This is a genomic window from Brevibacillus fluminis (assembly GCF_052072235.1).
GTDB classification, from domain to species: domain Bacteria; phylum Bacillota; class Bacilli; order Brevibacillales; family Brevibacillaceae; genus Brevibacillus_D; species Brevibacillus_D fluminis_A.
Genome location: NZ_CM125436.1, coordinates 17,501 through 43,897, shown reverse-complemented (window position 1 = coordinate 43,897; position 26,397 = coordinate 17,501). Strand labels below are relative to the sequence as shown.

21 protein-coding genes, 2 tRNA genes and 1 other annotated feature are annotated in these 26,397 nt (G+C 50.8%); of the genes, 6 read left to right on the top strand and 17 right to left on the bottom strand.

Features of this window, described 5'->3' with window-relative positions:
- Positions 1 to 54: 54 nt before the first annotated feature.
- Positions 55 to 1,944 carry an ABC transporter permease gene (locus ACTID9_RS00180; RefSeq protein ID WP_441069120.1) on the bottom strand — a complete coding sequence of 630 codons (1,890 nt, stop codon included), beginning with the start codon at positions 1,942 to 1,944 and terminating at the stop codon, positions 55 to 57.
- Positions 1,919 to 2,689, bottom strand: coding sequence for an ABC transporter ATP-binding protein (locus tag ACTID9_RS00175; RefSeq protein WP_441069118.1), 771 nt, complete (start codon positions 2,687 to 2,689; stop codon positions 1,919 to 1,921). The genes ACTID9_RS00180 and ACTID9_RS00175 overlap by 26 nt, the downstream gene beginning before the upstream one ends.
- A 164-nt stretch (positions 2,690 to 2,853) precedes the next feature.
- On the opposite strand from ACTID9_RS00175, the gene ACTID9_RS00170 reads away from it, so the two are divergent.
- On the top strand, positions 2,854 to 4,260 hold the full coding sequence (locus ACTID9_RS00170) for a DUF1254 domain-containing protein (RefSeq protein ID WP_441069116.1): 1,407 nt from the start codon (positions 2,854 to 2,856) through the stop codon (positions 4,258 to 4,260).
- Between the two features lie 113 nt (positions 4,261 to 4,373).
- On the opposite strand, the gene ACTID9_RS00165 is transcribed toward ACTID9_RS00170, so the two are convergent.
- A tRNA-Ser gene (locus tag ACTID9_RS00165) sits at positions 4,374 to 4,465 on the bottom strand.
- Between the two features lie 133 nt (positions 4,466 to 4,598).
- Between ACTID9_RS00165 and ACTID9_RS00160 the strand changes: the two genes are divergently transcribed.
- Positions 4,599 to 5,324, top strand: a complete 726-nt coding sequence (locus ACTID9_RS00160; protein WP_441069114.1) for a pseudouridine synthase — start codon at positions 4,599 to 4,601, stop codon at positions 5,322 to 5,324.
- Here ACTID9_RS00160 and tadA read toward each other — a convergent pair.
- The 5 genes from tadA to ACTID9_RS00135 all read right to left on the bottom strand — a co-directional run bounded on the left by tadA (position 5,321) and on the right by ACTID9_RS00135 (position 11,366).
- Complete coding sequence (tadA, locus tag ACTID9_RS00155; RefSeq protein ID WP_441069112.1) at positions 5,321 to 5,794, bottom strand: tRNA adenosine(34) deaminase TadA; 474 nt, start codon at positions 5,792 to 5,794, stop codon at positions 5,321 to 5,323. The two genes, ACTID9_RS00160 and tadA, sit on opposite strands and share 4 nt — an antisense overlap.
- 126 nt (positions 5,795 to 5,920) lie before the next feature.
- Entirely contained in the window at positions 5,921 to 7,390 is a 1,470-nt protein-coding gene (locus ACTID9_RS00150) for a methyl-accepting chemotaxis protein (RefSeq protein ID WP_441069110.1), read from the bottom strand.
- 87 nt (positions 7,391 to 7,477) lie between these two features.
- Positions 7,478 to 8,068, bottom strand: coding sequence for an HD domain-containing protein (locus ACTID9_RS00145; protein ID WP_441069108.1), 591 nt, complete (start codon positions 8,066 to 8,068; stop codon positions 7,478 to 7,480).
- 34 nt (positions 8,069 to 8,102) lie between these two features.
- The gene (locus ACTID9_RS00140) at positions 8,103 to 10,454 is read right to left on the bottom strand and encodes an FdhF/YdeP family oxidoreductase (RefSeq protein WP_441069106.1); all 2,352 of its coding nucleotides are present in this window, start codon (positions 10,452 to 10,454) and stop codon (positions 8,103 to 8,105) included.
- Positions 10,455 to 10,484: 30 nt separating this feature from the next.
- Complete coding sequence (locus ACTID9_RS00135) at positions 10,485 to 11,366, bottom strand: YitT family protein (protein WP_122920202.1); 882 nt, start codon at positions 11,364 to 11,366, stop codon at positions 10,485 to 10,487.
- A 162-nt stretch (positions 11,367 to 11,528) separates the two neighbouring features.
- Between ACTID9_RS00135 and ACTID9_RS00130 the strand changes: the two genes are divergently transcribed.
- The 3 genes from ACTID9_RS00130 to ACTID9_RS00120 all read left to right on the top strand — a co-directional run bounded on the left by ACTID9_RS00130 (position 11,529) and on the right by ACTID9_RS00120 (position 12,569).
- Positions 11,529 to 11,846 carry a hypothetical protein gene (locus ACTID9_RS00130; protein WP_441069104.1) on the top strand — a complete coding sequence of 106 codons (318 nt, stop codon included), beginning with the start codon at positions 11,529 to 11,531 and terminating at the stop codon, positions 11,844 to 11,846.
- Between the two features lie 91 nt (positions 11,847 to 11,937).
- A complete protein-coding gene (locus tag ACTID9_RS00125; protein WP_441069102.1) occupies positions 11,938 to 12,408 on the top strand; it encodes a DUF2231 domain-containing protein in 471 nt (156 codons plus the stop codon).
- Positions 12,409 to 12,495: 87 nt separating this feature from the next.
- Positions 12,496 to 12,569, top strand: a tRNA-Arg gene (locus ACTID9_RS00120).
- 110 nt (positions 12,570 to 12,679) lie between these two features.
- On the opposite strand, the gene ACTID9_RS00115 is transcribed toward ACTID9_RS00120, so the two are convergent.
- From ACTID9_RS00115 to guaB, 8 genes are all read right to left on the bottom strand, one after another.
- The gene (locus ACTID9_RS00115) at positions 12,680 to 13,903 is read right to left on the bottom strand and encodes a saccharopine dehydrogenase family protein (RefSeq protein WP_441069100.1); all 1,224 of its coding nucleotides are present in this window, start codon (positions 13,901 to 13,903) and stop codon (positions 12,680 to 12,682) included.
- Positions 13,904 to 14,407: 504 nt separating this feature from the next.
- A complete protein-coding gene (gene aceA, locus ACTID9_RS00110; RefSeq protein WP_441072333.1) occupies positions 14,408 to 15,688 on the bottom strand; it encodes an isocitrate lyase in 1,281 nt (426 codons plus the stop codon).
- A 26-nt stretch (positions 15,689 to 15,714) separates the two neighbouring features.
- Positions 15,715 to 17,322 (bottom strand): malate synthase A, encoded by a 1,608-nt coding sequence (aceB, locus tag ACTID9_RS00105; RefSeq protein WP_441069098.1) that lies wholly within the window; start codon positions 17,320 to 17,322, stop codon positions 15,715 to 15,717.
- Between the two features lie 345 nt (positions 17,323 to 17,667).
- Positions 17,668 to 18,960: a serine--tRNA ligase gene (gene serS / locus ACTID9_RS00100; RefSeq protein WP_441069096.1), complete on the bottom strand. Its 1,293-nt coding sequence runs from the start codon at positions 18,958 to 18,960 to the stop codon at positions 17,668 to 17,670.
- A gap of 55 nt (positions 18,961 to 19,015) precedes the next feature.
- Positions 19,016 to 19,249: a binding site (T-box leader), on the bottom strand.
- 81 nt (positions 19,250 to 19,330) lie between these two features.
- Entirely contained in the window at positions 19,331 to 19,924 is a 594-nt protein-coding gene (gene pdxT / locus ACTID9_RS00095) for a pyridoxal 5'-phosphate synthase glutaminase subunit PdxT (RefSeq protein WP_441072331.1), read from the bottom strand.
- 12 nt (positions 19,925 to 19,936) lie between these two features.
- Positions 19,937 to 20,821: a pyridoxal 5'-phosphate synthase lyase subunit PdxS gene (gene pdxS / locus ACTID9_RS00090; protein WP_441069094.1), complete on the bottom strand. Its 885-nt coding sequence runs from the start codon at positions 20,819 to 20,821 to the stop codon at positions 19,937 to 19,939.
- A gap of 161 nt (positions 20,822 to 20,982) precedes the next feature.
- On the bottom strand, positions 20,983 to 22,290 hold the full coding sequence (locus ACTID9_RS00085) for a D-alanyl-D-alanine carboxypeptidase family protein (protein WP_441069092.1): 1,308 nt from the start codon (positions 22,288 to 22,290) through the stop codon (positions 20,983 to 20,985).
- Positions 22,291 to 22,474: 184 nt separating this feature from the next.
- Complete coding sequence (gene guaB / locus ACTID9_RS00080; protein WP_441069090.1) at positions 22,475 to 23,935, bottom strand: IMP dehydrogenase; 1,461 nt, start codon at positions 23,933 to 23,935, stop codon at positions 22,475 to 22,477.
- A 165-nt stretch (positions 23,936 to 24,100) separates the two neighbouring features.
- Here guaB and ACTID9_RS00075 point away from each other — a divergent pair, with 165 nt between their 5' ends.
- Complete coding sequence (locus tag ACTID9_RS00075; protein ID WP_441069088.1) at positions 24,101 to 25,117, top strand: YaaC family protein; 1,017 nt, start codon at positions 24,101 to 24,103, stop codon at positions 25,115 to 25,117.
- A gap of 26 nt (positions 25,118 to 25,143) precedes the next feature.
- On the opposite strand, the gene ACTID9_RS00070 is transcribed toward ACTID9_RS00075, so the two are convergent.
- Complete coding sequence (locus ACTID9_RS00070; RefSeq protein ID WP_441069086.1) at positions 25,144 to 26,346, bottom strand: putative glycoside hydrolase; 1,203 nt, start codon at positions 26,344 to 26,346, stop codon at positions 25,144 to 25,146.
- Positions 26,347 to 26,397: the final 51 nt, after the last annotated feature.

Here is a 26,397-nt window from a genome sequence, read left to right as displayed (position 1 = left end):
TATACTCGTATAGACGAGGCAATTCGCAAAAACCATGCACGCTTGCGCAAAATTCTAGGAAATGACCGCCTTCACATGCCGGAGGTAACGGGCTCGAATCAGCAGGAAATACATCACCTGTGCGAGCAGGAAGCACGCGAGCACCGTAATCGTATGAATCGCAATCGGATAATAAATCACACTTTGCAGCGCCACAAAAGCAAAGCCGCTGTGAATCATCGCCATCACGATCGGCACGAAAAACAGCAAAAGCAGCTGCCTGGTCACAATCTGATTCAATTCCTTCTCGGTTAGCCCGATCTTGCTGATCGCCTGGTATTGGCGCTGATCATGCTCCAAATCCGTGTACAACCGGAAATAAAGGAAGCTGCCCGCCGCGATGAAAAAGACGGCTCCCACCAGTACGCCGATAAACAGCATGGCGCCCGATGCCTGTTTCATCATCGTTACTTGATAGGCGAATGACGAAAAATATTCATGCGTGTCCGGCATCGGTTCTTTATTCGTGAGCATCTCGCCGAGTTTCTCCGTTTTTTTCCAATCCACTACATTGTAGCCGATGAAGGTTTCCGCTTCAATCGGTCGAGTAATCTGTGCAAAAACCCGATCGGAAACAAGCAGGATGTTGCCCCCCAGGACATAGGACGGCAGCACCGATTTTTCGACCCGCCCGGTCGCAATCACAGAGATGCCGGATTCTTTGAACGTCACTTCCTTGTTGTATTCGTCAAATTCCTTTGCGCTATATGGGCTCGGCGGAATGAATCGCGCTTCTCGTCCGTTCAGCTTTTCCTGCGGATACCCGAGCTTCGCTGCGATCCGGTTGAAGTCGGATTCTTTCACAAGCGTCACCCGGTTTCCTGTCTGGACGCTCGTTTGGCTTTTTGTATCGGCCCGGACTTTATCAAACGGCAGATTCGCTTTTTTCAGCCCGGCTTCAATTTCGCCGGGAATCGTGACTACCCCGAGCTTCGCCGTCTCCACGATGTAATTGAACGCGAATGGTGAATTATCTTTCGCCTGCTGTTCGAGAAAGGCAGTCGAAGCCAGCGTCCCTACCGCACAGAACGCCACGGTCGATACCATTGTGACGAGGAAAAAAATGCGCGCATTGTCCTTCATCCGGTATGCCAGATCAGAGAGTGTGACCAGATTGGTCTGCTTCCAAAAAAACTTCCGGTTCCGCTTCAAAAGGCGGATGCTGAACACGCTCAGCTGCGTGAAGAAGAAATAGGTGCCCACGATTACCATCAGCACCACCGGGATGAGCCGAATCCCGATCGTATATTCGGTGGTAGTCACCGAAAGATAGTAGGCAGACACGATCAAAACCGCGGACAGGAGCGAGAGAATGACCGAAGCCTTCGGTTCTTTCTTCGGCTTCACGCTTCCTTGCAGCAGTTCGATCAACCTGCTGCCCCGCACAAAAAATGCCGTGCAAAGCGAAATGACCAAAAACAGCAGCGAAAACGAAACGGCGGTCAGCAGGATCGCTCGGACCGGCATGTAAAATGGCAGCTGATCGAGGTTCAATACGCGCACACCGATCAACAGAATCAGCTTGGAGCTGATCATGCCAGCCCCGATACCGGTCGCCATCGATGCCAAGCCGATCAGCATGTTTTCCAGAAAAACCATCCGATTCAATTGCCCTTGCGACATGCCATGCATCATCAGCACGCCGAACTCTCTTTTCCGCGATTTGAAAAAGGCACCAACGGAATAAAGAATGAAGAAAAACGAGAACACATAGATGATCCCCTCGGCGACCCGCATCCCCTCGACCACCAGATCGCGCAGCGCGGTCTGTTCGATCTGGGGATGGTACATGAACATCGCATACACGAAGAAGACCATGACGGAAAAGGCGCTGCTCAAAAAATAAGCGGCATAGGTGCGCTTGTTCCGCAGCACGTTGTTAAACGCCAACTGTCGAAAGGTCATACGCATTCCCTCCCAACAGGGACAACACATCAATGATATTCTGGAAAAACGCCTGTCGGTTCTCCCCCCGGTGAATCTCATTGTACAGCTTCCCGTCCTTGATAAAAATCACCCGATCGCAATAGCTTGCGGCAAGCGGATCATGCGTCACCATCAACATGGTTGTGCCGCTTCCCCGGTTGATTTGCTGCATTGTTTCCAGTACATCGCGCGAAGCCTTGGAGTCGAGATTTCCCGTCGGCTCATCGGCCAAGAGCAGCTTGGGAGCGTGAATCACCGCGCGGGCCATGGCCGTGCGCTGCGCTTGTCCTCCGGAGATTTCATAGGTGCGGCGGTCCAATATTTCGCTGATGCCCAGCTTTTGTGCCACCCTCGTCACTTTTTCCTCCATTTCCTTCACGTTCACACCATCCAGGGTGAGCGGCAGCACGATATTTTCGCGGATCGTAAGCGTATCGAGCAGATTGAAGTTTTGGAAGACAAAGCCGAGTTCCCTGCGGCGAAACAGCGCCAGCTCATGTTTTTTCAGCTTATGCGGGTTCTTTCCGCCGATCAGCACAGTCCCCGAGGTTGGCGAATCGATCGTCGACACCATATTGAGAAAGGTCGTTTTTCCACTCCCGGACGGTCCCATGATCCCGACGAACTCCCCTTCATCGATTGTCATTGTTATATCGGACAAGGCACGGTACGACAGCTTTCCCTCGTACACCTTGGTTACGTTTTCCACTTCCAAAATGGCCATGACGCCACTCCCCCTATTTCACCTTATCGCTCCTACTTTATTTCATTACCTTTAGCATTCCCATCGATTCTCCTTACAGGAGTATTACAGGTTTGTAAGAATCCTGCATAAGATCACATCCACCTAAAAACAATACGACTAGCCGACAGTGGAGGGATGTACTTATGATAACAAAGAACAGGGGTATGCTTCTCGGCATTCTGCTGACAATCGTTTTCCTGACGACATCGGTAATGCCTGCCCCGATCCATGCGTCCGAGGAGCCGGCACAAGGGCAAAACAAGCCGCTCAGCCGTGAACAGCTTGCATATGTACTCGGCGTTCAGGCATACATTTACGGCTATCCGCTCGTTGTCATGCAGGCGACCAAAGCGGGTTCGCTGCAGCTGGCAGCCCCGATCAATCAATTTTATTATTCCGAGAATCTGGCATCACCCGATTTCAGAGGCGTCGTCTCCCCGAATACCGATACACTCTATTTCGCCGCCTGGCTCAATTTGAGTAAATCTCCTGTCACCCTGCATGTGCCGAGCAATCCAGGCAATCGGTACTATACGGTGCAAATGCTCGATCTCTATACCAATACGTTTCAAAATGTTTCGGTCAGGTCGACCAAACAGCAAAAAAGTGACTATGTCATCGTAGGGCCTGCCTGGAAAGGATCGCTGCCTGCATCGGCCTCCACGATCAAAGCGCCAACCAACACCGTTTGGCTGATCGGCAGGGTGGGTGTGAACGGCCCTGACGATTTGGCTGATGCCGTCCGGTTGGAAAAGCAGTTCACCTTGGAGTCGCCTGGCGACGCTGCTCCCCAGAAGCCGCAAGTCTCGCTCTCACCGACACTCTATCAGGACATTTTACAAAGCCCGCTTGCCTTTTTCACCGTGATGACGGAAGCGATGAAAAAAAATCCGCCGCCGCAAGCCGATTCCGCGCTACTCGATCAATTCGCGCCGATCGGCATCGTCCCCGGCAAAGGATTGGACTTGAAAAAGTGGGATGCCCCGGCCATCGCTGGTTTAAAACGCGCCTTGAAGGACGCCCCGGCGATTATCGCGGATAGCGGACCGCTTTTCGGCGAGACGATCAACGGATGGGCTCGCGACCTTTCTATCGGAACCTATGGCGATCGATTCCTCCAGCGTGCCTACATCGCCTATTCGCTCCTCGGGGCCAATGTGCCGAGTGAAGAGATCTATGCCCGCGCTTTCGTCGACGGGAACAACGCGCAATTAAACGGAGCCAATCGCTACGTCCTCCATTTCGCTGCGAAGCAGCTGCCAAAAGTCGATGCGTTTTGGTCGGTGACTTTGTATGGCGATGATTTTTTCCTCGTTCCCAACAGTATTGACCGGTATTCCCTCGGCAGTCTAACAAAATGCTTGCGATACAATAATGACGGCTCGCTCGATTTTTACATTCAGCAAACACCGCCAAAAGGCAGCGAAAGCAACTGGCTCCCTGCTCCAAAAGGCAACTTCAATCTGATGTTGCGCATGTTTGAGCCAAAACCGGACATGCTTGACGGCCGCTATCAAATTCCTCCTGTGCGGAGGCTGGACAGCGAATAGCACAAAAAAGAAGGCTGCATGTGCTTGCCTTCTTTTTCTATGCAAAAAATAAGAGCATATCCCCGCCTGTTCGGCAAAAATATGCTCTGGTTCGTTTTTAGTAAGGTTGATAGTGGCGGAGAGAGTGGGATTCGAACCCACGCACGCCTCACGACGCCTAACGCATTTCGAGTGCGTCCCCTTATGACCACTTGGGTATCTCTCCGTATTACCTATCAGTAGAATTTAATATAGCAAAAATCATTTCAACACGCAAGAGTAAAATTTTGTATCGCTTGATTTTCCCGTCCCAATCCGCCAATATGGATTACAGTATCTAAACAAAGCGAGGAAATCGAATGAAACGTGAACGTCTTGATAAAGTCATCGCCAATATGGGGGTCGGCACACGCAAGGAAGTGAAACAGCTGGTCAAGCAACAGTTGATCACCGTCGACGATGTTGTCGCGACAGACCCCGGGATGCATATTATTCCCGATACGCAAGTCATCAAGCTGGACGGACATGTCCTCTCCTTCAAACGGTGGATCTATGTCATGATGAACAAACCTCCAGGGGTCATCTCCGCTACGGAGGATTCTCGCCACGAGACTGTCGTAGACCTGTTGCCGACCGAATGGGCCGTGAAGGTGCATCCTGTCGGCCGATTGGACATCGATACCGAAGGGCTGCTGCTTTTGACCAATGACGGCCAGCTCTCGCACAACCTGACATCGCCGAAGAAAAAGGTCGATAAAGAATACTTCGCACGCGTTGATGGCCGCGTAACCGACGAACACGTCGCCGGCTTCGCCAAAGGTGTTGAGCTGGAAGATTTCACGACGCTTCCGGCCAAGCTGGAGATTTTGTCCGCTGACGAACACCAATCGGAGACAAAAGTCACGATCATGGAAGGAAAATTCCATCAAGTGAAGCGCATGTTCGCTGCGTTCGGACTGACCGTGACGTATTTGAAACGGCTGCGCATGGGCACGCTGATCCTCGACGAATCCCTTGCCCCCGGCGAATACCGCGAGTTGACGGAAACCGAGCTGGAAAATTTGCGCGGACCCAACAAGGACTAGCCGCGTCGCGCGCGCAACGCGCGGAAAAAATCTTTCAGCAATGCCGCACACTCCTCTTGCAAAGTGCCGCTTATGACCGGAACCTGATGGTTAAACCGGGGCTCGTCCAGCAGATTCATCAGCGTCCCGGTGCACCCTGCCTTCGGATCAGGCGCGCCAAACACAACCTGCTCGATGCGGGATTGAACGATGGCTCCTGCACACATCGGGCATGGCTCCAATGTCACATACAACGTGCAGCCGAGCAGGCGCCATCCGCCAAGGCGCTCGCTCGCTTCGCGAATCGCGATCATTTCCGCATGAAGTGTCGGATCTTTTTTCGTTTCCCTGAGATTATAGCCGCTGCCGATGATTTCATCATTGCGCACGATAACAGCACCGATGGGTACTTCTCCTATCCGTGCTGCTTTTTTTGCCTCTTCAATCGCCGCTTGCATGAACCGTTCATGCTTTTGTGCTTCTGTACTCACGCTCTGCTCCCCTTTCCACCTATGACCATTGTACCCGCTATTGCTGTTGCGTAAAAACATGGTGCTGCCGCCTTTGGACAGGAAAAGACGGCTCAATCAGAGAGCCGTCCATCTCTTTTGCAGTTCCTATTCCAACGTTTTCTTCAATGTGTTCGACAACTGGTTCAATCGCTGGATTTCCTCCGCGATCTCTTTCACCTGTGCTCGCTGCTCCTCCGCATTGGCGAAAAGCTCCTGCATGCTGGCGACCGATTGTTCGGTGATGGCCGTGATGTTGGACATTTCCGCTGCGACTTCACCTGAACGTCGCTGCACTGCATGCATGCTGCTCAACACCTTCTCGACGGCGTGACGGAAGCTTTCCATCCCTTCTTTTACCTGGGCCATCGATTGCACCGTCTGCGTCGCGAATTGCTGTCCTTTGACAACGGACGACTCGCCTTCCTTCGTCTGCCGAACGGCATTTTCGCTTTTTTCGCGAAGGCCGCCCAGAATTTCGGCCACTTCCTGCGTCGCCTGCGCGCTCTGTTCAGCCAGCTTGCGCACTTCGTCCGCTACCACCGCAAAGCCTCTGCCATGCTCGCCCGCTCTTGCGGATTCAATCGCCGCATTCAGCGCGAGCAAATTGGTTTGGGCCGCGATTTGGTTGATGGCGCCAATGATTTGCTCGACTTTTTCGGCGCTTGTATTCAATTCATAGATCGTTTCCGATGCGGTGCGCACGGTTCTTACAATCTGGTTCATCTGCTCGGAAAGCTGCTCCATCATCGTAATGCCTGTGATCAGGACGCGGTTGTTTTCTTCCGACGATTCTTTCATTTGATTTGCCCGATGATTGACCTCCGTAATCTCGCGGTCGATAGACTGAATATCAAGCTCAATTTTGTTGGTCGACACCGCTTGCGACTCCATGCCGGTCGACACCTCGCGGAATGCCGTCATCATCTCATCGGTGTACTGACGGGTCTTGCCAGCCGCACCATTCACATGGCCGGACGCACGATCCAGCTTTTCGGTCACCTGCGCGACCTCTTCAAACAGCTTGCTCAATCGCTGGCCGTTTTCCTCCGCGATCTGCCGTGCCCCTTCCGCCTGCTTCAAGGAAGCTTGTCCCGACAAGCACAAATAGGTGAGGCCGATATTCATCAAAACAAGAGAAACGGCTTCCAGCAAATAATTCGCAATCGCATGCGTATCGAATACATCAATATAGCCGGAAAAGAATCCGCCTGTAATGGCCGCGAAGAAAACGACGGTGGAAGCGGTGACCAGCTTCCAATCGAGATAAGCGGCAAGCAAGCCGAGAATGATGAAGATATGATATTTCACTTCCGTCTGTTCGGTAATCAAGTCAAAGGCGATCGCATAATGGATCAAGCCAATGGCCACCAAATACCGAATCAGTTTACTTTGTTTATGGATAAAGTAGTACGGGGATACAGCAAGCGTGATAACCAGCCCTACGGAAGAAATCTTCCAAAATGAAACCTCAGGGAGAAAAAACGATAGCAAGGCGGCTATCGCCAGATGATTCCACAGGATAAAAATCATAAAGCCGTTTTTGTTCGTTAACGTATTGCGGACAAGCTGGATCATCGCACATCCCCTTTCTAGCAAGTATGAAATCGAGCTTAGCTTATTATATCATTTTTTGGCACAGAAAAGAGCAAACGCCCTTGCCGTTTAGCAAGAGCGTAAATAACCTTTTTGGATTGAATCAGCAATCAATTCTTCCACGTACATGCCCAGCGGTTCCGATACATCGCGGATAAATCGATTGCGGGCGATCACTTTGTCAGCGGTCACATTGTTCTTTTTCCATGAGGTGCCCTCTGTTACATAATTGTGAATGAGCGGCTGCAGGCGATCGATGACGGCTGCAAACCGCGCTTCAGGCGTTTCCCGTTGCTCGAATTCATCCCATAATGCGCGCAGCTCGGAAGCCTGGTCAGCAGGCAATATCGCAAAAATCCGATCGGCCGCCGCCTGCTCCCGCTCCGCTTTATCAAGGTTTCCCTTCTCGTCGTAAATGAAGGTATCGCCTGCATCGATCTCGACCAAATCGTGGATCAATACCATTTTGATCATTTTGAGCAGATCAAGGCCAGGTTCGTTGGCATGCTCATGCAAAATCATCGCGAGCATGGCGAGGTGCCAGGAATGCTCCGCATCGTTCTCCTGCCGCGAGCCATCAATGAGAACGGTCTGTCGAAACACATGCTTCAGTTTGTCGATTTCAATCAAAAAGTCGATTTGTTGCTTCAATCGCTCCATCTCTTATTCACGCTTCCTTCTGTAAACAATAGGCTCATCCGATGTCCAGCTCAAGCTCCTCGATCCGCTTTTCTTTATACTTCCGATCCTTTTGAGCATAAAACGTCTCGGCCTTCTCCACAATCGCCGAAGTGTTGTAGGACGGAATGCCAGCATGCTTTTCAAAAACACCCTTGGGCATCAGGCAATTGCCCTCCGGCCAGTACAATTGTATGTTGCCCGCGAGCACATCCGCATATTTGGCTTTTCCATAAAACGTGCCGTGCTGATTGTACACGATGATGGCATCGCCTTCTGCGATCATCAATTTGGATGCATCCCTCGGGTGCATCAGCACATGCGTCCGCTCCGCTTCGTTGAACGGATCTTTGCTGCCATATACCATGGAATTAAACTGCTTGCCTCGCCTTGTCGTCACAAAAAATTGCCCTTCCGCTTTGCGGAACTCCGGCAATGCGATAGCGAGCAGCTGCCCTTTTCCATCAGGTGTGGGACATACCCCGTCCTCGCATAAATAGGCGTTGCCCCACTGAAAAAAATCGCCTCTGTTTTTCAAATGCTGAATCCCGTCATAGGCAGGTGCTGCCTTGGCGATCTCCTCACGTATTTGGCTCGCATCGTCAAACCAGATCCGGTGCTTCTGCTCGGGTTTGACCCGGGCGGCAAGGTCAACGAAAATTTGCCATTCTGCCCGCGCTTCCGCGATCCGTGGCCCCTCGATCTCGGGTGAAAAGTAGACCATTCGCTCGGTTGACGTGGACGTCCCGCCACCCGGTTGTTCGTAGCGGGTCATTGCCGGAAGCACGATGACCGCCTCTTTGGCATCGACCAATGTCGAGGTGTTCAACATGATGTCCTGGTGAACGCGCAGCTCGATTTGTTCAAGACATTGCCGCACATGGTCAGGGTCAGGCATCGTCTCCAAAAAATTGCCGCCGGACGTGTAGAACACTTTGCATCGCCGTTCATGATCATCGGGCAGCAGCGCATTCTCCAGCGTGACGCCGACGATGTCGCCCTGCCATCTCGGCAGCGAAAAGCCCCAAAGCTTCTCCAGCCTGCGGATGTCTTTCTCTTTGCAGTCCCCACCCGGCAAGCTGAACGGGTCTGCTCCCATCTCCCCTGCCCCCTGCACGCCGGAATGGCCGCGGATCGGCATCAATCCGCAGTTTTGGCGCCCAAGAAAACCGCGCAGCAGCGCGAGATTGGCCACCTGCGAGATGTTGTCTGTCCCAAAGCGATGCTGGGTCAGGCCCATGCTCCAGACAAACACGGCGGACTTGGCTTTTGCCAGCAGCTCTGCGAACTCGCGCATCCGTGCCTGCGAAATGCCCGAGGATTTTTCGAGCGCAGCCCAGTCCTGCTGCTTCACATGCTTTTGCAGCTCTTCATACCCTTTGACATGCTCCTCTACAAACGCATGGTTCACCGCACTCCCGCGCTGCTTTTCCTCCATCTCGAACCAATGCTTCATGACGCCGTTCATAAATGCGATGTCTCCGCCTATGTTTACCTGGTAAAAATCATCGGTCAATTTGGTGCCAAACAAAGCTGATTCGGGGATTGAGGGGATCCAGTAGGAGTCCATCGAGGGCTCATGATACGGATTGATGCAGATGACTTTCGTTCCTTTTCGCTTGGCGGCATACATATACTTGGTCGAGACCGGCTGGTTGTTTGCGGCAACGCTCCCCCAGAACACCAGCACATCCGTGCCGATCCAGTCGCTATAGCTGCAGCTCGATGCAGCAATTCCCAGCGAACGCTTCAAGGCCGTTTTCGAGGGCGAATGGCAAATGCGCGAGGCATTGTCGATATGGTTGGTCCCGAGAAAACGGGCTACTTTTGCGGCAACATAATACGATTCATTCGTGATTCCCCGCGCAGTCATGTAAAAAGCCAATTGCTTGGGCGATACCCGCCTGATTTTGCCTGCGACGGCATCCAGCGCATCGTCCCAGGATAACCGGCTAAAACGGGTTTCCCCCTTCCGCCGGATCAGCGGGTACGGGATGCGCCCGAGCTTGCGCAAATCGGCGCTGCTCAACTTGCAAAGCTCTGTTATTTCGCTATGTAAAAGGTCTGGTTTGATCGGAGGCATGGTATTGAGGCGAAGGACATTAAGGCGGGTGCTGCATAAATGGGGACCGTCCAGTGTTTGATCGCGCAAGCCTGATACGCCTAACGCGCAGCCATCGCAAACACCTTGGGTCAAAATCCGGTACGCATACGGCAAATTATCCCGGTTTTCCCAAACCGCTTTCATGGTGTCAAGCGCGTGATGCGGTTTGACCTTTCCTACTCCAAATGGCAGTGGGCTCACCCACAATGACGGATCTGGTATGCGAGGCAGTTTGGTCGGACCGGAATGCACTGTTTTCCCCATAAGCTCCCCTTCCTTCTCGCCAATTTTTCGTTAGTGAATGTCCTTTTTCTTGAAGCGACCGCCTCGGACGTCGTGAATATTGCCGATCGCCAGAAACGCAGCAGGATCGATTTCTTCCACGATCGACTTCAGCTTCGCTTCCTCCAGACGAGTGATTACGCAAAAAATCACCTTTTTGTCGTCACCGCTATAGCCGCCTTCTCCGGTCAAATACGTCACTCCGCGTCCCAGCCGCGCCAAAAGAGCATCCCCGATATCGCGGAACTGTTCGCTGATAATCCAGACCGATTTGGACTCCTGGAAACCTTCGATCGTCAGGTCAATCATTTTGAAGGCAATGTAATACGCAATCAGCGAATACATGGCGTGGTCCCATTCGAACACAAAGCCCGCACTCGATAAGATAAAGATATTAAAGCCCATGACAATTTCGCCCACGGAAAACGGAACTTTTTTGTTGATCAAAATAGCCACGATTTCCGTGCCGTCGAGTGAGCCGCCGTTCCGAATGACCATTCCGACGCCGACGCCCAAAATAATGCCGCCGAACACCGCAGCAAGCAGCGGGTCATCCGTTAGACTATGTACGGGGTGCAGCAACGTCGTTCCGACCGACATCACGATTACCCCGAACAAAGTGGAAAGTGCGAATGTTTTGCCAATTTGTTTGTATCCTATGATGAGAAACGGCAAGTTCAGCAGAAACAAAAATAATCCCAAAGACCAACCGGTCACATGAGACAGGAGAATGGAGATCCCGACAACCCCTCCATCAATAATACGATTGGGAACCAGAAATATTTCCAGTCCGATTGACACGAGAGCGGCTCCGATCAGGATAAAAATCATCCGCCTCGTGATTTTTGTGAATGACGCCTTTTGGTGAGTGGTTTTGATTGTTGCTTCTGTCATTATTCCCTCCCGAAAGTTATTCAGACTTGTATATATAATTGTAACATTATTTCCGTTCACATGCTCTTGTATGAAACAGTTTTTGCAAAATCAGAACTTTCCCCCTGTTAGTCTATATATATGGGTGATACAATAAAGCAAACACTACCAATGGTGAGAAACGTGAATAATCTTGAAAAACACCTTTTACAGCTAGCTACCGGCCAACTGAAGGAACGTCTTCTCCAACACCGCCTCAAACCTTACCTGCCGATCTGGGGAGAGCTTTATTGTTCGCTGCGCGATATCCGCCGAATTTCCCTCCAGCTGTCACAACATACCGTAATTTACGAGCTTCAACCTACTGGACGGTTAGTATATAATTTCGAAACGGACAAGTTTCGGGCAGAAGTCGAGGAACTGCATTTCACGCTTTCCATGAGCATGGACGAATTGCTCGAGTCACTCCTGCAAGGCCGATTTGCCCCGAAAATGGAATAATTGTCCACACCTTCTCTTTTTCATGTAATTTTCAGGTTCGCGCTTTACGATGGACTTGTACAAATACTTGGAAAAAAGGAGCTGATTTGTCATGCTTACGGAAATGCCCATTCACCCGTTTTTGGTGCACTTCCCTATTGCCTTATTCTTGATCGGTACGGTTTTTCAACTGATTGCCTTGAAGAAAAAACAGCCGTTTGATACGGCGGCGACCTATCTTTTCCTCGTTGGTTTTCTGGGAGGTATCGCTTCCTATCTGACCGGCGACGGTGCCGAGCATTTTGTTGAACGTCACTTTAACGGCAATCTGGAAGATTTCGTCTCGCCTCACGAAACATGGGCACTTGCCTCGCTTGTTGTTTTCGGCCTTATCCTCGTGTTGAAGCTCTTGCCGTTTCTGCGCAAGTGGTCTTCGGTTCTCGTGCCGGTCGTTCTGCTTCTCGCCATTGTCGGCAGCGGTCTGATTATTGAAACGGGCCATACCGGCGGAAAGATCGTTTACAACAGCCAACTGGGAAATGCAAGCACAGCCGCATCCGATGACCATGAGGATAACGACTGATTCACGCTCGGATTGATTTGCCAAAATTTTATTCGACACATATAATAAAAGGTAGCGAAAGCAGCATGTGTGCCGCTTTCGCCCCCTGTCCCCGTAGCTCAGCAGGATAGAGCGTTAGTTTCCTAAACTATGCGTCGGAGGTTCGAGTCCTCTCGGGGACGCCTTTTCCAAGCCTTACACTTACAAGCCCTTTTCGTAGGAAAAGGGTTTTTCATTTGCGACGAACTGCCACATAAAAAGCGGCCCCCACAAGGAGCCGCTTTTTCCAACCTTATATATTCGATGCCATTTTTAATAGTGGACTCGTTTTCGTAATAACGTTCCATTCCATTCCGCGCGCCTTGAGACGTTCAAAGAACGGAACTGGATCGATCAGCTCGGATGGGATGCAGCCTTTCAGCGTCAATTTCCCTTCCGCAATCAAATCGACAGCCGCAATAGGCGGAACCCCTGTCTGCCAAACCGTTGCCTGGAATTCTGTTTTCTGGAACACTTCGTCGTGGTTCGCCATTGTGTAAACGAACATCTCCAGCTTGTGATTGCCCTGGGTTCCTTTCACAAAAGCGCCTACGCACGAATATCCATGAATTTTACCAGCCAAGTCAGCGGGCTTCGGCATGGTGGTAACAACCACATCTCGCGGTGCCACGGAAACGCCCTTGACGTTGATTTTTTCATCGTCGTCGAGGCCCAGGTAGCTCAGTACCTGCAAAGTATTCACGAAATCAGGGTGCAATGCGTACTTAAAGTCAACATATTTGCAACCTTTCGCTCGTCCAATCGTTTCACCGAGGGTAGTTGATTCCTCATGCTCTACGTTATAGGTGTCCAGCCAGCCAATTGGCTCTGGGAATTCGAACTCCTCTTTATTCGCAAAGGGAGTCGGGTAAAATTGTTCGCCATGTTCGGCGGTCCAATAGTTCGGCTTTGCCAGGCATTCGCTGATCGCCGTCTGTGGACTGAAATAGGTGCAAAAACCGTCGTAATCAACCTCGGAGTTGTCTCCGTCACGAATCGAAATCGATTCCACGGTGTCCATCTGATCCACCGCATAGCGTGCTGCGATATTGGAGAATCCGGGATCGCAGCCCAGTCCCATGATGCCCAGAATGCCGGCATCCTTGAATTTTTGATCCCAAGAGAGCTGCTCCTTCAGTCCGGCCGGACTTACAGAGGCCATGTCAATGTAGCTTGTTTTCGTGCGCAGGCATGCCTCCATCACATTGAAATTGAATTCAGGCAATCCCGCATGAAGGACCAGATCGATATCGTGTAAAATGGAAGCCACGCTATCCGTATTGCTCGCATCTACTTGGTATACCTCAATGGTGGCACTGGTAAGACCACGCAGCTCATCTGCCAACAGCTCGGCCGGGCCTGTTGCGATATCGCCCAAAACCAGCTTGTCCAGATAGTCGCTTTTCACCAATTCATCCGCACATACCTGTCCTACGCCACCTACGCCTAATACTGCTACCTTTAATTTTGAACTCAAACAGTCGTCCTCCTAAATTATTGTTTGTACCTAGACCCGAATTCGAAACAGCCATTTTTCAAAGCTAACGACGTTCTCCGATTTGCACACCCCCCACCGTACAGCTTCACGCATAGTCCTCACCTCCTTTCAGTGTTTGAATTAAGTTATTGCAACATGTATGCCAATAGATACATACGCGATTCCGCGCCAAAACATTTCTCATCTTGTCGAATTTATTTGGTAAAACGTGATGTTGATGCTCACGAGCAAACCAGTGGGCTCGCATCATTTTCCATCTATTCTCATTTTTCAGAATCATCATTATTCCTAATGAGAAACTTTCCACATTTTTTGTACAGATAAGAATTTATAAAATTCTTATCCAGTATAAGTGCAACCGCGGCTACGCCAAAAAGCTTGGCGTAGCCAGATTTTCTAATATGGTTATCAATTAGTTTACCACAGCTCTGAAGGGAAAAACAGGACATCCAGCCCAACAGCCGGATGCCCTGTGTCAATTGTTTATGAATGAGAGAACTGTTCTTCCTCTGTCGAGCCGGAAAGCGCGGTCGTGGACGAAGTTCCGCCTGTAATCACTTGCGCTACCTCATCGAAATAACCTGTTCCCACTTCACGCTGGTGTCTTGTCGCTGTATAGCCGTGAACCTCGCTTGCAAACTCTGCCTGCTGCAATTCGGAGTATGCAGCCATGCCGCGATCCTTGTAGCCACGCGCCAATTCAAACATGCTATGGTTAAGGGCATGGAAGCCTGCCAGCGTAACAAATTGGAATTTATAGCCCATTGCGCCCAATTCACTTTGGAACTTGGCGATGGTTTCATCATCCAGTTTCTTTTTCCAGTTGAACGATGGGGAGCAGTTGTACGCCAGCAATTTGCCTGGGAATTTCTCATGGATCGCTTCCGCAAAACGTCTTGCTTCCTCGATATTTGGCTCAGAGGTCTCGCACCAGATCAGATCGGCATATGGCGCATAAGCCAAACCGCGCGCAATCGCCGCATCCAACCCACCGCGCATTCTGAAGAATCCTTCGGACGTACGCTCCCCTGTCAGGAACTCCCGATCGCGCTCGTCAATATCGCTTGTAATCAGGAATGCACCATTGGCATCCGTGCGAGCAACGATCAGCGTCGGCACGCCCATCACATCGGCTGCCAGGCGAGCCGAGACCAGATTGCGAACAGCAGCTTGCGTCGGGATCAGCACTTTTCCGCCCATGTGGCCGCATTTTTTCTCGGATGCCAGCTGATCTTCAAAGTGAACGCCGGCAGCCCCTGCCTCAATCATCGATTTCATCAATTCGAATACGTTCAGCGGTCCGCCAAAGCCTGCCTCTGCGTCCGCGACAATCGGTGCGAACCAATAGGTATCATCGTTGCCTTCCGAGTGAGAGATCTGGTCAGCACGCTGCAGCGCTTGATTGATCCGCTTGACGACATGCGGAACGGAGTTAGCCGGATACAAGCTTTGGTCCGGGTACATTTGCCCCGACAGATTCGCATCGGCTGCCACTTGCCAGCCGCTCAAATAAATGGCTTTCAGCCCCGCTTTCACCTGTTGGATCGCCTGGTTCCCCGTCAGTGCGCCCAGCGCATTGATGTAATCCTCCGTATGCAGCAGATTCCACAGACGTTCGGCACCCAATCGTGCCAATGTTTGCTCAATTTGAACCGAACCGCGCAGACGAACGACGTCTTCAGCGGAATAAGGACGCTCGATCCCTTTCCAGCGATCATCTTTCCAGCTTGCCTCTACCAGTAATACATCTTCTCTTTTACTCATTTTCATGTCAGTCCTCTCCACTTTTTTTATGTTAAAAGGTGATAACCCGGGGTTGTCAGGAACTCTTCAAATTGCTTGGAAATGGCGAGTTCCTCAAACAGCTTGCTTGCTTCTTTAAATTTGCCGGAGGTGTATGCAGCCTCCCCAATCGCTTGCCTGATGATGGCCAGCTCCTCTGCGAGATACCGTCGGACGAGGTCGATCGTGACTTTGCGCCCGTCTGCCAGCACGCCTTTCGGATGGCGAATCCATTGCCAGACTTGCGCTCGGGAAATTTCGGCTGTTGCCGCATCTTCCATCAGATTGTTGATGGGGACGGCACCGAAACCCCGGAGCCATGCTTCAATATATTGAACGCCCACGCTGATATTGGTGCGCAATCCCGCTTCTGTAATCTGCCCCTCTGGAACAGCCAGAAGCTCCTCTGCAGTCACCTGGACATCGCTGCGTTTGTTGTCAATCTGGTTAGGGGTCGGCATGATTCGATTGAACACCTCCATCGCGACCGGCACCAAGCCCGGATGCGCAACCCATGTGCCATCGTGGCCATCACGCGCTTCCCGCTCTTTATCCGCCTTCACTTTGCTCATCGCTTCTTCGTTGGCTTCCGGATTGTTGCGAACAGGAATTTGCGCAGCCATCCCGCCGATCGACGGTGCATTCCGCCTGTGGCACGTCTTGATGGCAGCCTGCGTGTATGCCCGCATGAACGGTACCGTCATGGAAACGACAGCGCGATCAGGCAAAATCACATGCGGCTGGTTGCGCAGCTTTTTAATGTAGCTAAAAATATAATCCCATCGGCCGCAATTGAGCCCTGCGCTATGCTCACGCAGCTCATATAAAATTTCATCCATTTCAAAGGTTGCGAGGATGGTTTCAATCAAAACCGTCGCCTTGATGCTGCCGCGAGGGATGCCCAGTTCCTCCTGCGCGAATACGAATACGTCATTCCATAAACGCGCTTCCAGATGGCTCTCGAGCTTCGGCAAATAAAAATAAGGTCCGGACCCTTTCTCCAGCAAAACACGCGCATTATGGAAGAAGAACAGTCCAAAATCAAACAAACTGGCGGAAATCGGCTGGCCATCGATCAAGACGTGCTTCTCAATCATGTGCCATCCGCGCGGGCGAACGATCAGTGTGGCAGTCTGCTCCTTCAGCGCGTATGATTTACCTTCCGGGCTGATAAAGCTGATCGTTTTGTTTACCGCATCCCGCATATTGATTTGACCCTGGATCGTATTTTCCCAGGTTGGCGAGTTGGCGTCTTCAAAATCAGCCATGAACATTTTGGCGCCGGAGTTGAACGCATTGATCACCATCTTGCGGTCCCCGGCGGGTCCTGTAATTTCTACGCGGCGGTCTTTTAAATCGTCCGGGATCGGATCGATGGTCCAGTCACCGTTGCGAATCGCCTCTGTCTCAGGCAAAAAATCCGGCAGCTTTCCCGCATCGATCTCTTTTTGGCGCTCCACTCGTCTTGCCAGCAAGCTTTCCCGTGTCGGGGCAAACTCACGCGCAAGCTTCGTCACGAATTGCATCGCCTGTGGCGTAAGGATTTCAGCAAATTCCGGTGTAACAGTTCCCGTCACCTCAACGCCAGCCGGGAATGAATGAGCTTTTGTAACCATGGTCAAATGCTCCCCTTCACCATATGTTTCCCTCTCTGTTATGTTTCACAATCAAAATAACCAAATTATTATAGTACAGATCGGTTTTAAAAAAAGGAAAGATTCACACTCCTCTCTCCACACCCACCTATTTTTATCTTTTTTCAGTCTGTTTTTTGTTATAATACAGACTGTAGTAATACATACTTCTGTGTTGGTACTTATTATATAACAGTATTTCTTTGTTTTGCAACACAATTTGGAAAATTAATTCCCAGTCTTTTTTTCGCGTATTCCTGCTCTTACTCTTGCCCAATAAGAAACAGCCCTCCATCAAGAAGGGCTGCTGTTCTCAAAACGGTTTATTTATTGTTTTGGCGCTTTTGGCGTGATTTTTTCCAACCCGCCCATGTATCCGCGCAATACTTCCGGAATGACAATGGTTCCGTCCGCTTGCTGATAATTTTCCAAGATCGCTGCAACTGTTCGGCCGATCGCCAAGCCGGAGCCATTCAGCGTATGCACGAATTCCGGTTTGTTTTTGCTGTCACGGCGGAAACGGATGTTGGCACGGCGCGCCTGGAAATCTTCAAAGTTGGAGCACGACGAAATCTCCCGATACGTTTCCGAGCTTGGAATCCATACTTCGATGTCATATTTCTTCGCCGCATGGAAGCCCAGGTCGCCGGTGCACATGCTCATGACACGGTATGGGAGCTTGAGCAGCTGCAACACTTTTTCAGCGTTATTCACCAGTTTCTCCAGCTCATCATACGAGTCTTCCGGCTTCACGAACTTGACCAGCTCCACTTTGTTGAACTGGTGCTGGCGGATCAAGCCGCGCGTGTCACGGCCAGCAGATCCTGCCTCCGAACGGAAACATGCGCTGTAAGCCGCATAGTACAGCGGCAACTGGTTCACATCGATGATCTCATCGCGATGCATGTTCGTTACCGGCACCTCAGCGGTTGGGATCAGGAAGTAATCGACGCCTTCCAGTTTGAACAAATCCTCTTCGAATTTAGGCAGCTGCCCCGTTCCGGTCATGCTGGCGCGGTTGACCATGTACGGCGGCAAAATCTCTTCGTACCCGTGCTCGGTCACATGCAGATCAAGCATCAGGTTCATCAAAGCGCGCTCCAGACGTGCGCCCAGTCCCTTGTAGAACACAAAACGGCTTCCCGTTACTTTTGCCGCCGCTTCGAAATCGAGAATGCCGAGGTCGGCTGCCAGCTCCCAGTGAGGTTTCGGAGTGAAATCAAAGCTGCTTGGCTCGCTCCACGTGCGGAACAATACGTTATCGTCTTCACTTGTTCCGATCGGTGTGCTTTCATGCGGCAAGTTCGGCAGGGAAAGCAAAATCTCGTCGAGCTGCTCGTCGAGCTGGCGAAGCTCCTCATCCAACACCTTGATCCGATCGTTCACTTCTTTCATTTCGGCAATCAGATGGTCAGCGTTCTCTTTGTTGCGCTTCAATGCTGCGACTTGATCCGATACGGTGTTCCGTTTATTCTTCAGTGCTTCTGCTTCTTGAATGACGAGGCGTCTGCGCTCATCCGTCGATGCGAAGTGATCCAATGCGGAAATATCCTCATTACGGTGTGCGAGACGCTGCTTCACACCCTCCAGATCAGTACGCAAAATCTTTACATCCAACATCAGCGATCCCTCCATTATTACTGATAGACAAAAATAAAAACACCCATCCCCTCACGTAAGGGACGAGTGCTATCACCCGCGTTGCCACCCTTGTTGACACAAAGAGTACCGTTATTTCGGTACGCCAAGCGCCCACTTTACACGTGATAACGGTACAAATACCGGACCTAGTCTTCCTATGTCACTCCGGGATGGATTCATCTGCTCGTTGGATCGATTCGCACCTGCCATCGACTCTCTGCACCTGAACGAAAAACCTCAGATTACTACTTCCCGTCAGCGTATTAAGCGATTATATGTTCTTCCTTTATTTTTCAAATGTACTACAAAAACTATACATATGTAAAGGACAGCACAGAGAAAAAGCACCCTAAACGGATGCTTTTTCTCCACGATATTCTTTTACCATTGCCAAAAAGTATTGATGCAGGCGAATATCTTCCGTCAGCTCGGGATGAAACGATGCTGCCAGGTAGTGACCTTGGCGAGCCGCAACGATTCGATCCTCGAACTTGGACAGCACTTCACTGCCTGCTCCAACTTCCATGATATGCGGAGCGCGGATGAAAACGGCTGGATAATCGGCTGCCACGCCTGCGATCGGCAATGTTACCTCGAAGCTGTCCTTCTGGCGACCAAACGAGTTGCGGTCTACCTTCATATCCATCAAGCCAAGGTGTACATCGTCCTGACCGTTGATGCGGGTTGCCAGCACAATAGCCCCTGCACAAGTTCCGAACATCGGTTTTTTGGCTTGGCCAAATTCCCGCAGCTTCTCGATGAAGCCATACTTGTTCATCAGCTTGCCGATCGTGGTGCTTTCGCCGCCTGGAATGACCAAGCCGTCGAGTTCATCGAGTTCCTCCACTTTTTTGACTGCAACAGCGGTAGCACCCGCTTCCTCCAGCATGCGGATATGCTCGGCTACAGCCCCCTGTAAGGCAAGTACACCAATTTTCATGATTACCTCACCTTTTTACCAACCACGCTCTTGCATGCGGTCAGCTTCACGGATTTTGGAGATTTCAATGCCTGTCATCGCTGTACCCAAACCTTTGGAAACGCGAGCGATCAATTCATAATCAGTATAGTGGGTGGTTGCTTCTACAATGGCACGGGCGAATTTTTCAGGGTTTTCCGATTTGAAGATACCGGAGCCAACGAAAACGCCGTCAGAGCCAAGGTGCATCATCAATGCAGCGTCAGAAGGAGTCGCTACACCGCCCGCTGCAAAGTTAACCACTGGCAGCTTGCCGTTTTTGTGAACGTACTCAAGCAGATCGTAAGGAGCTCCCAGATTTTTTGCCTCCGCCATCAATTCTTCGTAGGACATGTTTTGAACTTTGCGAATTTGGGACTGCATGGTACGCATATGGCGAACGGCTTCCACAATGTTGCCTGTTCCCGGCTCGCCTTTTGTACGGATCATGGAGGCACCTTCTCCGATACGACGCAGCGCTTCGCCCAAATCGCGCGCTCCACAGACAAATGGAACGGTGAATTCTTTTTTGTTGATGTGGAACACTTCGTCCGCTGGTGTAAGAACTTCGCTCTCATCCAGGTAGTCAACGCCCAAAGATTCGAGGACACGTGCTTCTACGTAGTGACCAATGCGTGCTTTTGCCATAACCGGGATCGAAACCGCACCCAGTACCTCTTCCACGATGGAGAGATCCGCCATGCGTGCTACGCCGCCTGCAGCGCGAATATCGGATGGTACGCGCTCAAGCGCCATAACTGCTACCGCTCCTGCCGCTTCGGCGATTTTCGCTTGCTCAGCATTGACAACGTCCATGATGACGCCGCCTTTTTGCATTTCAGCCATACCGCGCTTTACACGAGATGTTCCTACTTCTACCATTTTTCACAAGCCTCCCACAATTATGACGATTTTTTAAGTGAATGCTGAATAAGGCTGTTCCATATTCCCCATTGTAACTGAGTCGCCTTTAAAAGGCAACCATTATACTGGGGAATTAAAACAACCTTGAGTTAGTTTTTATTCACTTTTTTTGTTGCTGGTTATTTGCCGATGATGCTGCTGAACAAGTTGCTGAAGAACGTACCGATGCTGCGGAAGAACAGTCTGATCCAGCTTGCTTCTTCCACATCGTTTGCGGCAACCAAATCAATGCCGCCCTTTTGGAAATCGGCAGGCTGCAAGTAATCAGCCTCAACCGCGTCTGCCGCCTGATACATGACTTTTCCGATGACTTGTCCTTTTTTCACCGGCGCTGTCAGATCCTGAACGGTTACTTTCGGTTTGAATTGCCCTTCTTCGCCTACTTTGGTCAATACCGTCACATCGCTTGCCGGTACAGCCGGAACATTCAGTTCAACGCCTTTTTTCACAGGAACCGATTCGAAGCCCGCTACCGGTGTGTTCGCTGCTTGCTTTTTGGTCAGCTTAAAATTGCTGAAGCCGTAATCGAACAGCTTTTTGGTTTCCGCAAAACGCTTCATCTCTGTTTCAGCACCCATTACGACGCTGATCAAACGCATGCCATCGCGCTGTGCGGTGCCTGTGAAGCAATATTTCGCCTGCTCCGTCGAACCTGTTTTCAGACCGTCTGCCCCTGGATATTCAGCAGGCAAACCTTTCAGCATCCAGTTGTAGTTGGCTTTTTTCAACTCGTTTTTTTGCCCTGGACGGAACGTCAACCGCGGAATTTGCGAATATTTCAGTGCATCCGGATAATCGCGAATCAGCGCTCGCGCCAAAATGGCTGCGTCGCGTGCGGTCATGACGTTGTCGTTGGACGTATCCGCCGGTGCGTATGGACCCAATTCGGATGCCGGCAGTCCCGACGATGTCAGGAAGTGCGTATTTTTCATGCCCAATTCTTGCGCTTTTTTGTTCATCTCTACGACGAAGTTCGGTTCGCTTCCGCCGACGGTTTCCGCCAGCAGGACGGTTGCATCATTCGCTGATACGATCGCCATCGCCTGATACAGATCGCCTACCGTAAATTCCTCGCCGCTATTCAGATAAACGCCGGAGGAATCCGATTTTTTTGCAATGTAAAAGGCGTAATCAGATACTTTTACTTTTTGGTCCCACTTGATTTTGTTTTCCTTAATGGCTTCCATTACGAGGTATTCGGTCATCATCTTGGTCATACTGGCCGGTGGCAATGGAACATCGGGGTTATTTTGATACAGGATTTTCCCTGTGGAGGCTTCCACCAAAATTGCCGATTTCACCGCTAGATCGAGGTTTGCCTGCGGTACAGCGGCACTCGCTGTCGTTGCAGTACCCGCTACCATTGTCGTGGTGAGAAATGCGACAGCAAGAACCGCTTTTCCGATTTTGTTTTTCCATCTGGACATCACTATCTATCACTCTCCCATTTCGCTTCTATGTTTACTCTTGACCGAAACCCATACCAGTTTACCACAAATGTCGGCGCCAAACGAACGCCAAACAAACAAAATCCCTTTCCAGATCATGCTGGAAAGGGTCTTGTTATACAACCGCGGCTCCGCCAAAAGCTTGTCTACCCAGGTTTTCTAATTACGAAAGGGAGTAGTTTGGCGCTTCCTTGGTAATTTGTACATCGTGCGGATGGCTTTCGCGCAAGCCAGCTCCGGTGATGCGGATGAACTGGGAATTGTTTTGCAAGTCACTGATGGTTTTCGAACCGCAGTATCCCATACCTGCACGCAGACCGCCGATCAGTTGGTACACAACATCTGCGAGAGGCCCTTTATACGGCACGCGGCCTTCGATACCTTCTGGAACAAGCTTTTGTTCGTTCTCTTGGAAATAACGGTCCTTACTGCCTGCCTTCATCGCACCGATCGAGCCCATACCGCGGTATACCTTGAAACGGCGGCCTTGGAAAATTTCGAATTCGCCCGGGCTTTCTTCCGTTCCGGCAAACAGGCTGCCGATCATGATTGCGGATGCTCCCGCTCCGATTGCTTTTGGCAAATCGCCGGAGTATTTGATACCGCCGTCCGCAATAATTGGTACGCCGTATTCGCGTGCCACGCTCGCACAATCGTAAATCGCGGTAATTTGCGGTACACCGATACCGGCAACGACACGGGTTGTACAAATCGAACCAGGTCCGATCCCTACTTTTACAACGGATGCGCCTGCTTCAATCAGATCACGCGTCGCTTCGCCAGTCGCTACGTTACCTGCAACGATCACCAGGTCCGGATACTTGGAACGGAGTTCTTTGACGGTGTTGAGCACGCCTTTGGAATGCCCGTGCGCCGTGTCGACTACCAGCACGTCTACGCCTGCCTCAACCAGTGCAGCCGCGCGCTCGAATGTGTCAGCCGATACCCCGACTGCAGCGCCGCACAGCAAACGTCCTTGCGTATCTTTTGCCGCGTTCGGATATTGAATCGCTTTCTCGATATCTTTAATGGTGATTAAGCCCTTCAGCACGTTGTCTTCGTCAACCAATGGCAGCTTTTCGATCTTATGCTGCTGCAGAATCGCTTCCGCCTGCTGAAGTGTGGTTCCAACCGGGGCAGTTACAAGGTTTTCTTTTGTCATCACTTGGGTGATAGGAGTTTCGAAATTATGGACGAAACGCATATCACGGTTGGTAATGATCCCGATCAGGTGATTGGCCTCGTCCACAATTGGAACGCCGGAAATGCGGAATTTACCCATCAACGCATCGGCATCCGCCACGGTATGGTCTGGAGTAAGCGAGAACGGGTTGGTGATTACGCCGCTCTCGGAACGTTTTACACGGTCAACCTCGCTTGCTTGCTGCTCAACCGTCATGTTTTTATGAATAATCCCGATTCCGCCCTGGCGCGCCATTGCAATCGCAAGCGCAGATTCGGTTACTGTATCCATTCCGGCACTGATCAGCGGGATGTTCAGCTTTACATTTTTGCCCAAAGTGATTGTAACATCTACATCGCGTGGAAGAACCTCCGACTTCGCTGGTACGAGTAGCACATCGTCAAACGTAAGGCCTTCTTTCGCAAACTTATTCTGCCACACAGGTTGTTTCCCCTTTCGCCCAAAAATGTTTTATCGCAAGTTTAACAAACCGCTCAATTTAATGTCAAGGAATGCTTATAATGTTCGCCTATAAAGGAAATTATACCGTTAAAGAATGTATAATCACGATAAATTAATGATATTTTCCGAAAATTCTCTGATTGTGTGGTGAATAATTTGACATTTTCCCCTTGGGATTTTCTACGTTTTTTAGAAACAGAACCTACTGCCCGTCGCTTGCTGGCATCCTCTTACCAAAAGCATGGCTTCGAGCCGTCCGATAAGCTCGCCTTTCAGCAGAGCACCCGGCTGCTGTATACGGTCAAACATGCGCGCCAGTGTTATGAAGCCGCAGCTGCAAGCGATCTCTTGATCAAACCTCTGCTGCTGTTTTACGGATGCACTCATTTATTGAAAGCTGTAATTTTGTGCAAAGATCCCACTTATCCGCAAAACAGCCGTATGCTCCAGCACGGGGTCACGACCCGGAAAGTGAAAAGGACTCCATACCACATCCTTGACGATGAAGTCCGCCCGCAAAAGGAAGGGTTATTCGCTCACGCTGCCAAGCTGCTTCGCATCCCGAATCTGCAAGAGCGCTACACCATGGGAGAGCTTTTCTCAGTATTGCCTGAATTGACGCCGACCTATGCGGAACTGGTGGGGCCGAATCATTGGGATAAAGTTACATACAACGAAGCCAACCGCTTGCTTTCTTTCCCTCGGGGCAAACGCGGTTCGCTTTTGTATTCAAGTGAAACATTCCTGGATTATTTGACGAGGCATAGTGGCGGTAACGTAGCTTTTTCCTTGCATGACGACGGCATCTCCAAAGGCTCGCCGGCAGGTACCCAGACGCATGTGCAGGTTACGCTGAAAAACGACGCTAATCTGGAAGTACATCCACTGTTTGCGAACACTCCGCAAGGCTATTATTTTTGGAATGTAGATGGTGATGACGTTCCTCCCCCACAGTGGGCTGCCCATTTTTTGCTGCTCTACCTGCTTGGTATGCTTTGCCGGTATGAAGCCGAACTATGGGGGGATTTCGTCTACTCACACTCCTACGGTGAACTCGTCCTGGTCGAGCACTTTTTCTCCGAGCATCTTGTGAGATTTCCTGTGCTGATCGGCGAGCTGATCCAAAAAGAACCTGTAAAAAACCCCCGTCTCCCGTCATGATTTACCGGGAACAAGGGGAGGGGACGTTACTGTTCCTTTTCTCTTTTCCATGCCGCTTCACTGTATGTGTTGCTTGCATCCCAAATCAGATACTGGTCGACACCCAGTGCCCGTCCAGCCTTGATTTGCGCAGCGACCTCGCGCGGGCCATAGACAATGTGGCCCTTTACCCATCGGGCTGTAAAATCTTGATACCAAGGTCGGATCGTGGCCGGATTTGCCGCGCGCTTTTGCAGCCGGGCGTCTTTTTTTTGCGCATCCTGCAATGAATGAAATATCGTCTCATATGGCTGGGCGTCGGGAACCCTCAATCCGTATGTGCCATTCGCGTAATGGGAAGGATACATCATCGGGCTCAAATAATCGACGGTCGGGCTCAGCAGGTCCCATCTTTGGCCGATCCCCATATCATCCGGGACCGATGGGACCAGCCCGAACACATCAGCGGACACGTACACGTGATAAGGCTCCAGCTCTTTTTTTGCATAGGCCAGAAAGTCTGCGATCAACTGGTGCTTTGCAATACCCGCTTGCTGATAAAAATTAACCTCCTCATCGACGCGCTTTCCGTTGTCGGGGAACCGCACATAATCGAACTGAATTTCCCGGAAGCCTTTTTTGGCCGCTTCTTTTGCAATGGCCACATTATACTCCCAAACCTCTTTCCGGTAAGGATCAATCCAGGCCACCCCCTTTTTGTCGGTCCATGTCCCCCCTGTCTTTTTTTGCATCGCCCATTCTGGCATTTTTCTGGCTAACAACGGATCTTTGAAGCAGACGACACGTGCGATCGTGTAAACATTGTTCGCCTGCAGCGTATGCATCACATCATCGAGATCCGGTATAAATTTGGTTTGGTCTGATTGGATCTCTTTGACCAGCGGAATTGCCGATTGATATGTCACTCGCCCCTCGTCTTCTTTTATATCGATGACCATCGCATTCAATTCGGTTTCATTCGCCAGCTTGAGCAACCTCGAAAATTTGCTGTTGCTGACTGTTCTGCCGGTGATATAGATGCCTTTTGCTTTGACAGGGATTTTGATTCGCTCAAGTGCAGAAGGAGAAGCGAGCACTGTATCGGGCGACCACTCTTCCGTTTTTTTGCTGGATGGATCTCCTGAAGACGTTGGTTGCTGAGAAAACGCTTCGCCTGGCACCCATCCGAGAGAACCGACAACAAGCGCTGCCAACAACGCTGTAACGTTACCTCTTGTTGGTTTTCGCATGTTCCCTCCTTCTGATTTTCCGCCATTCTCGTGTGTTTAGTATCCCGTCAC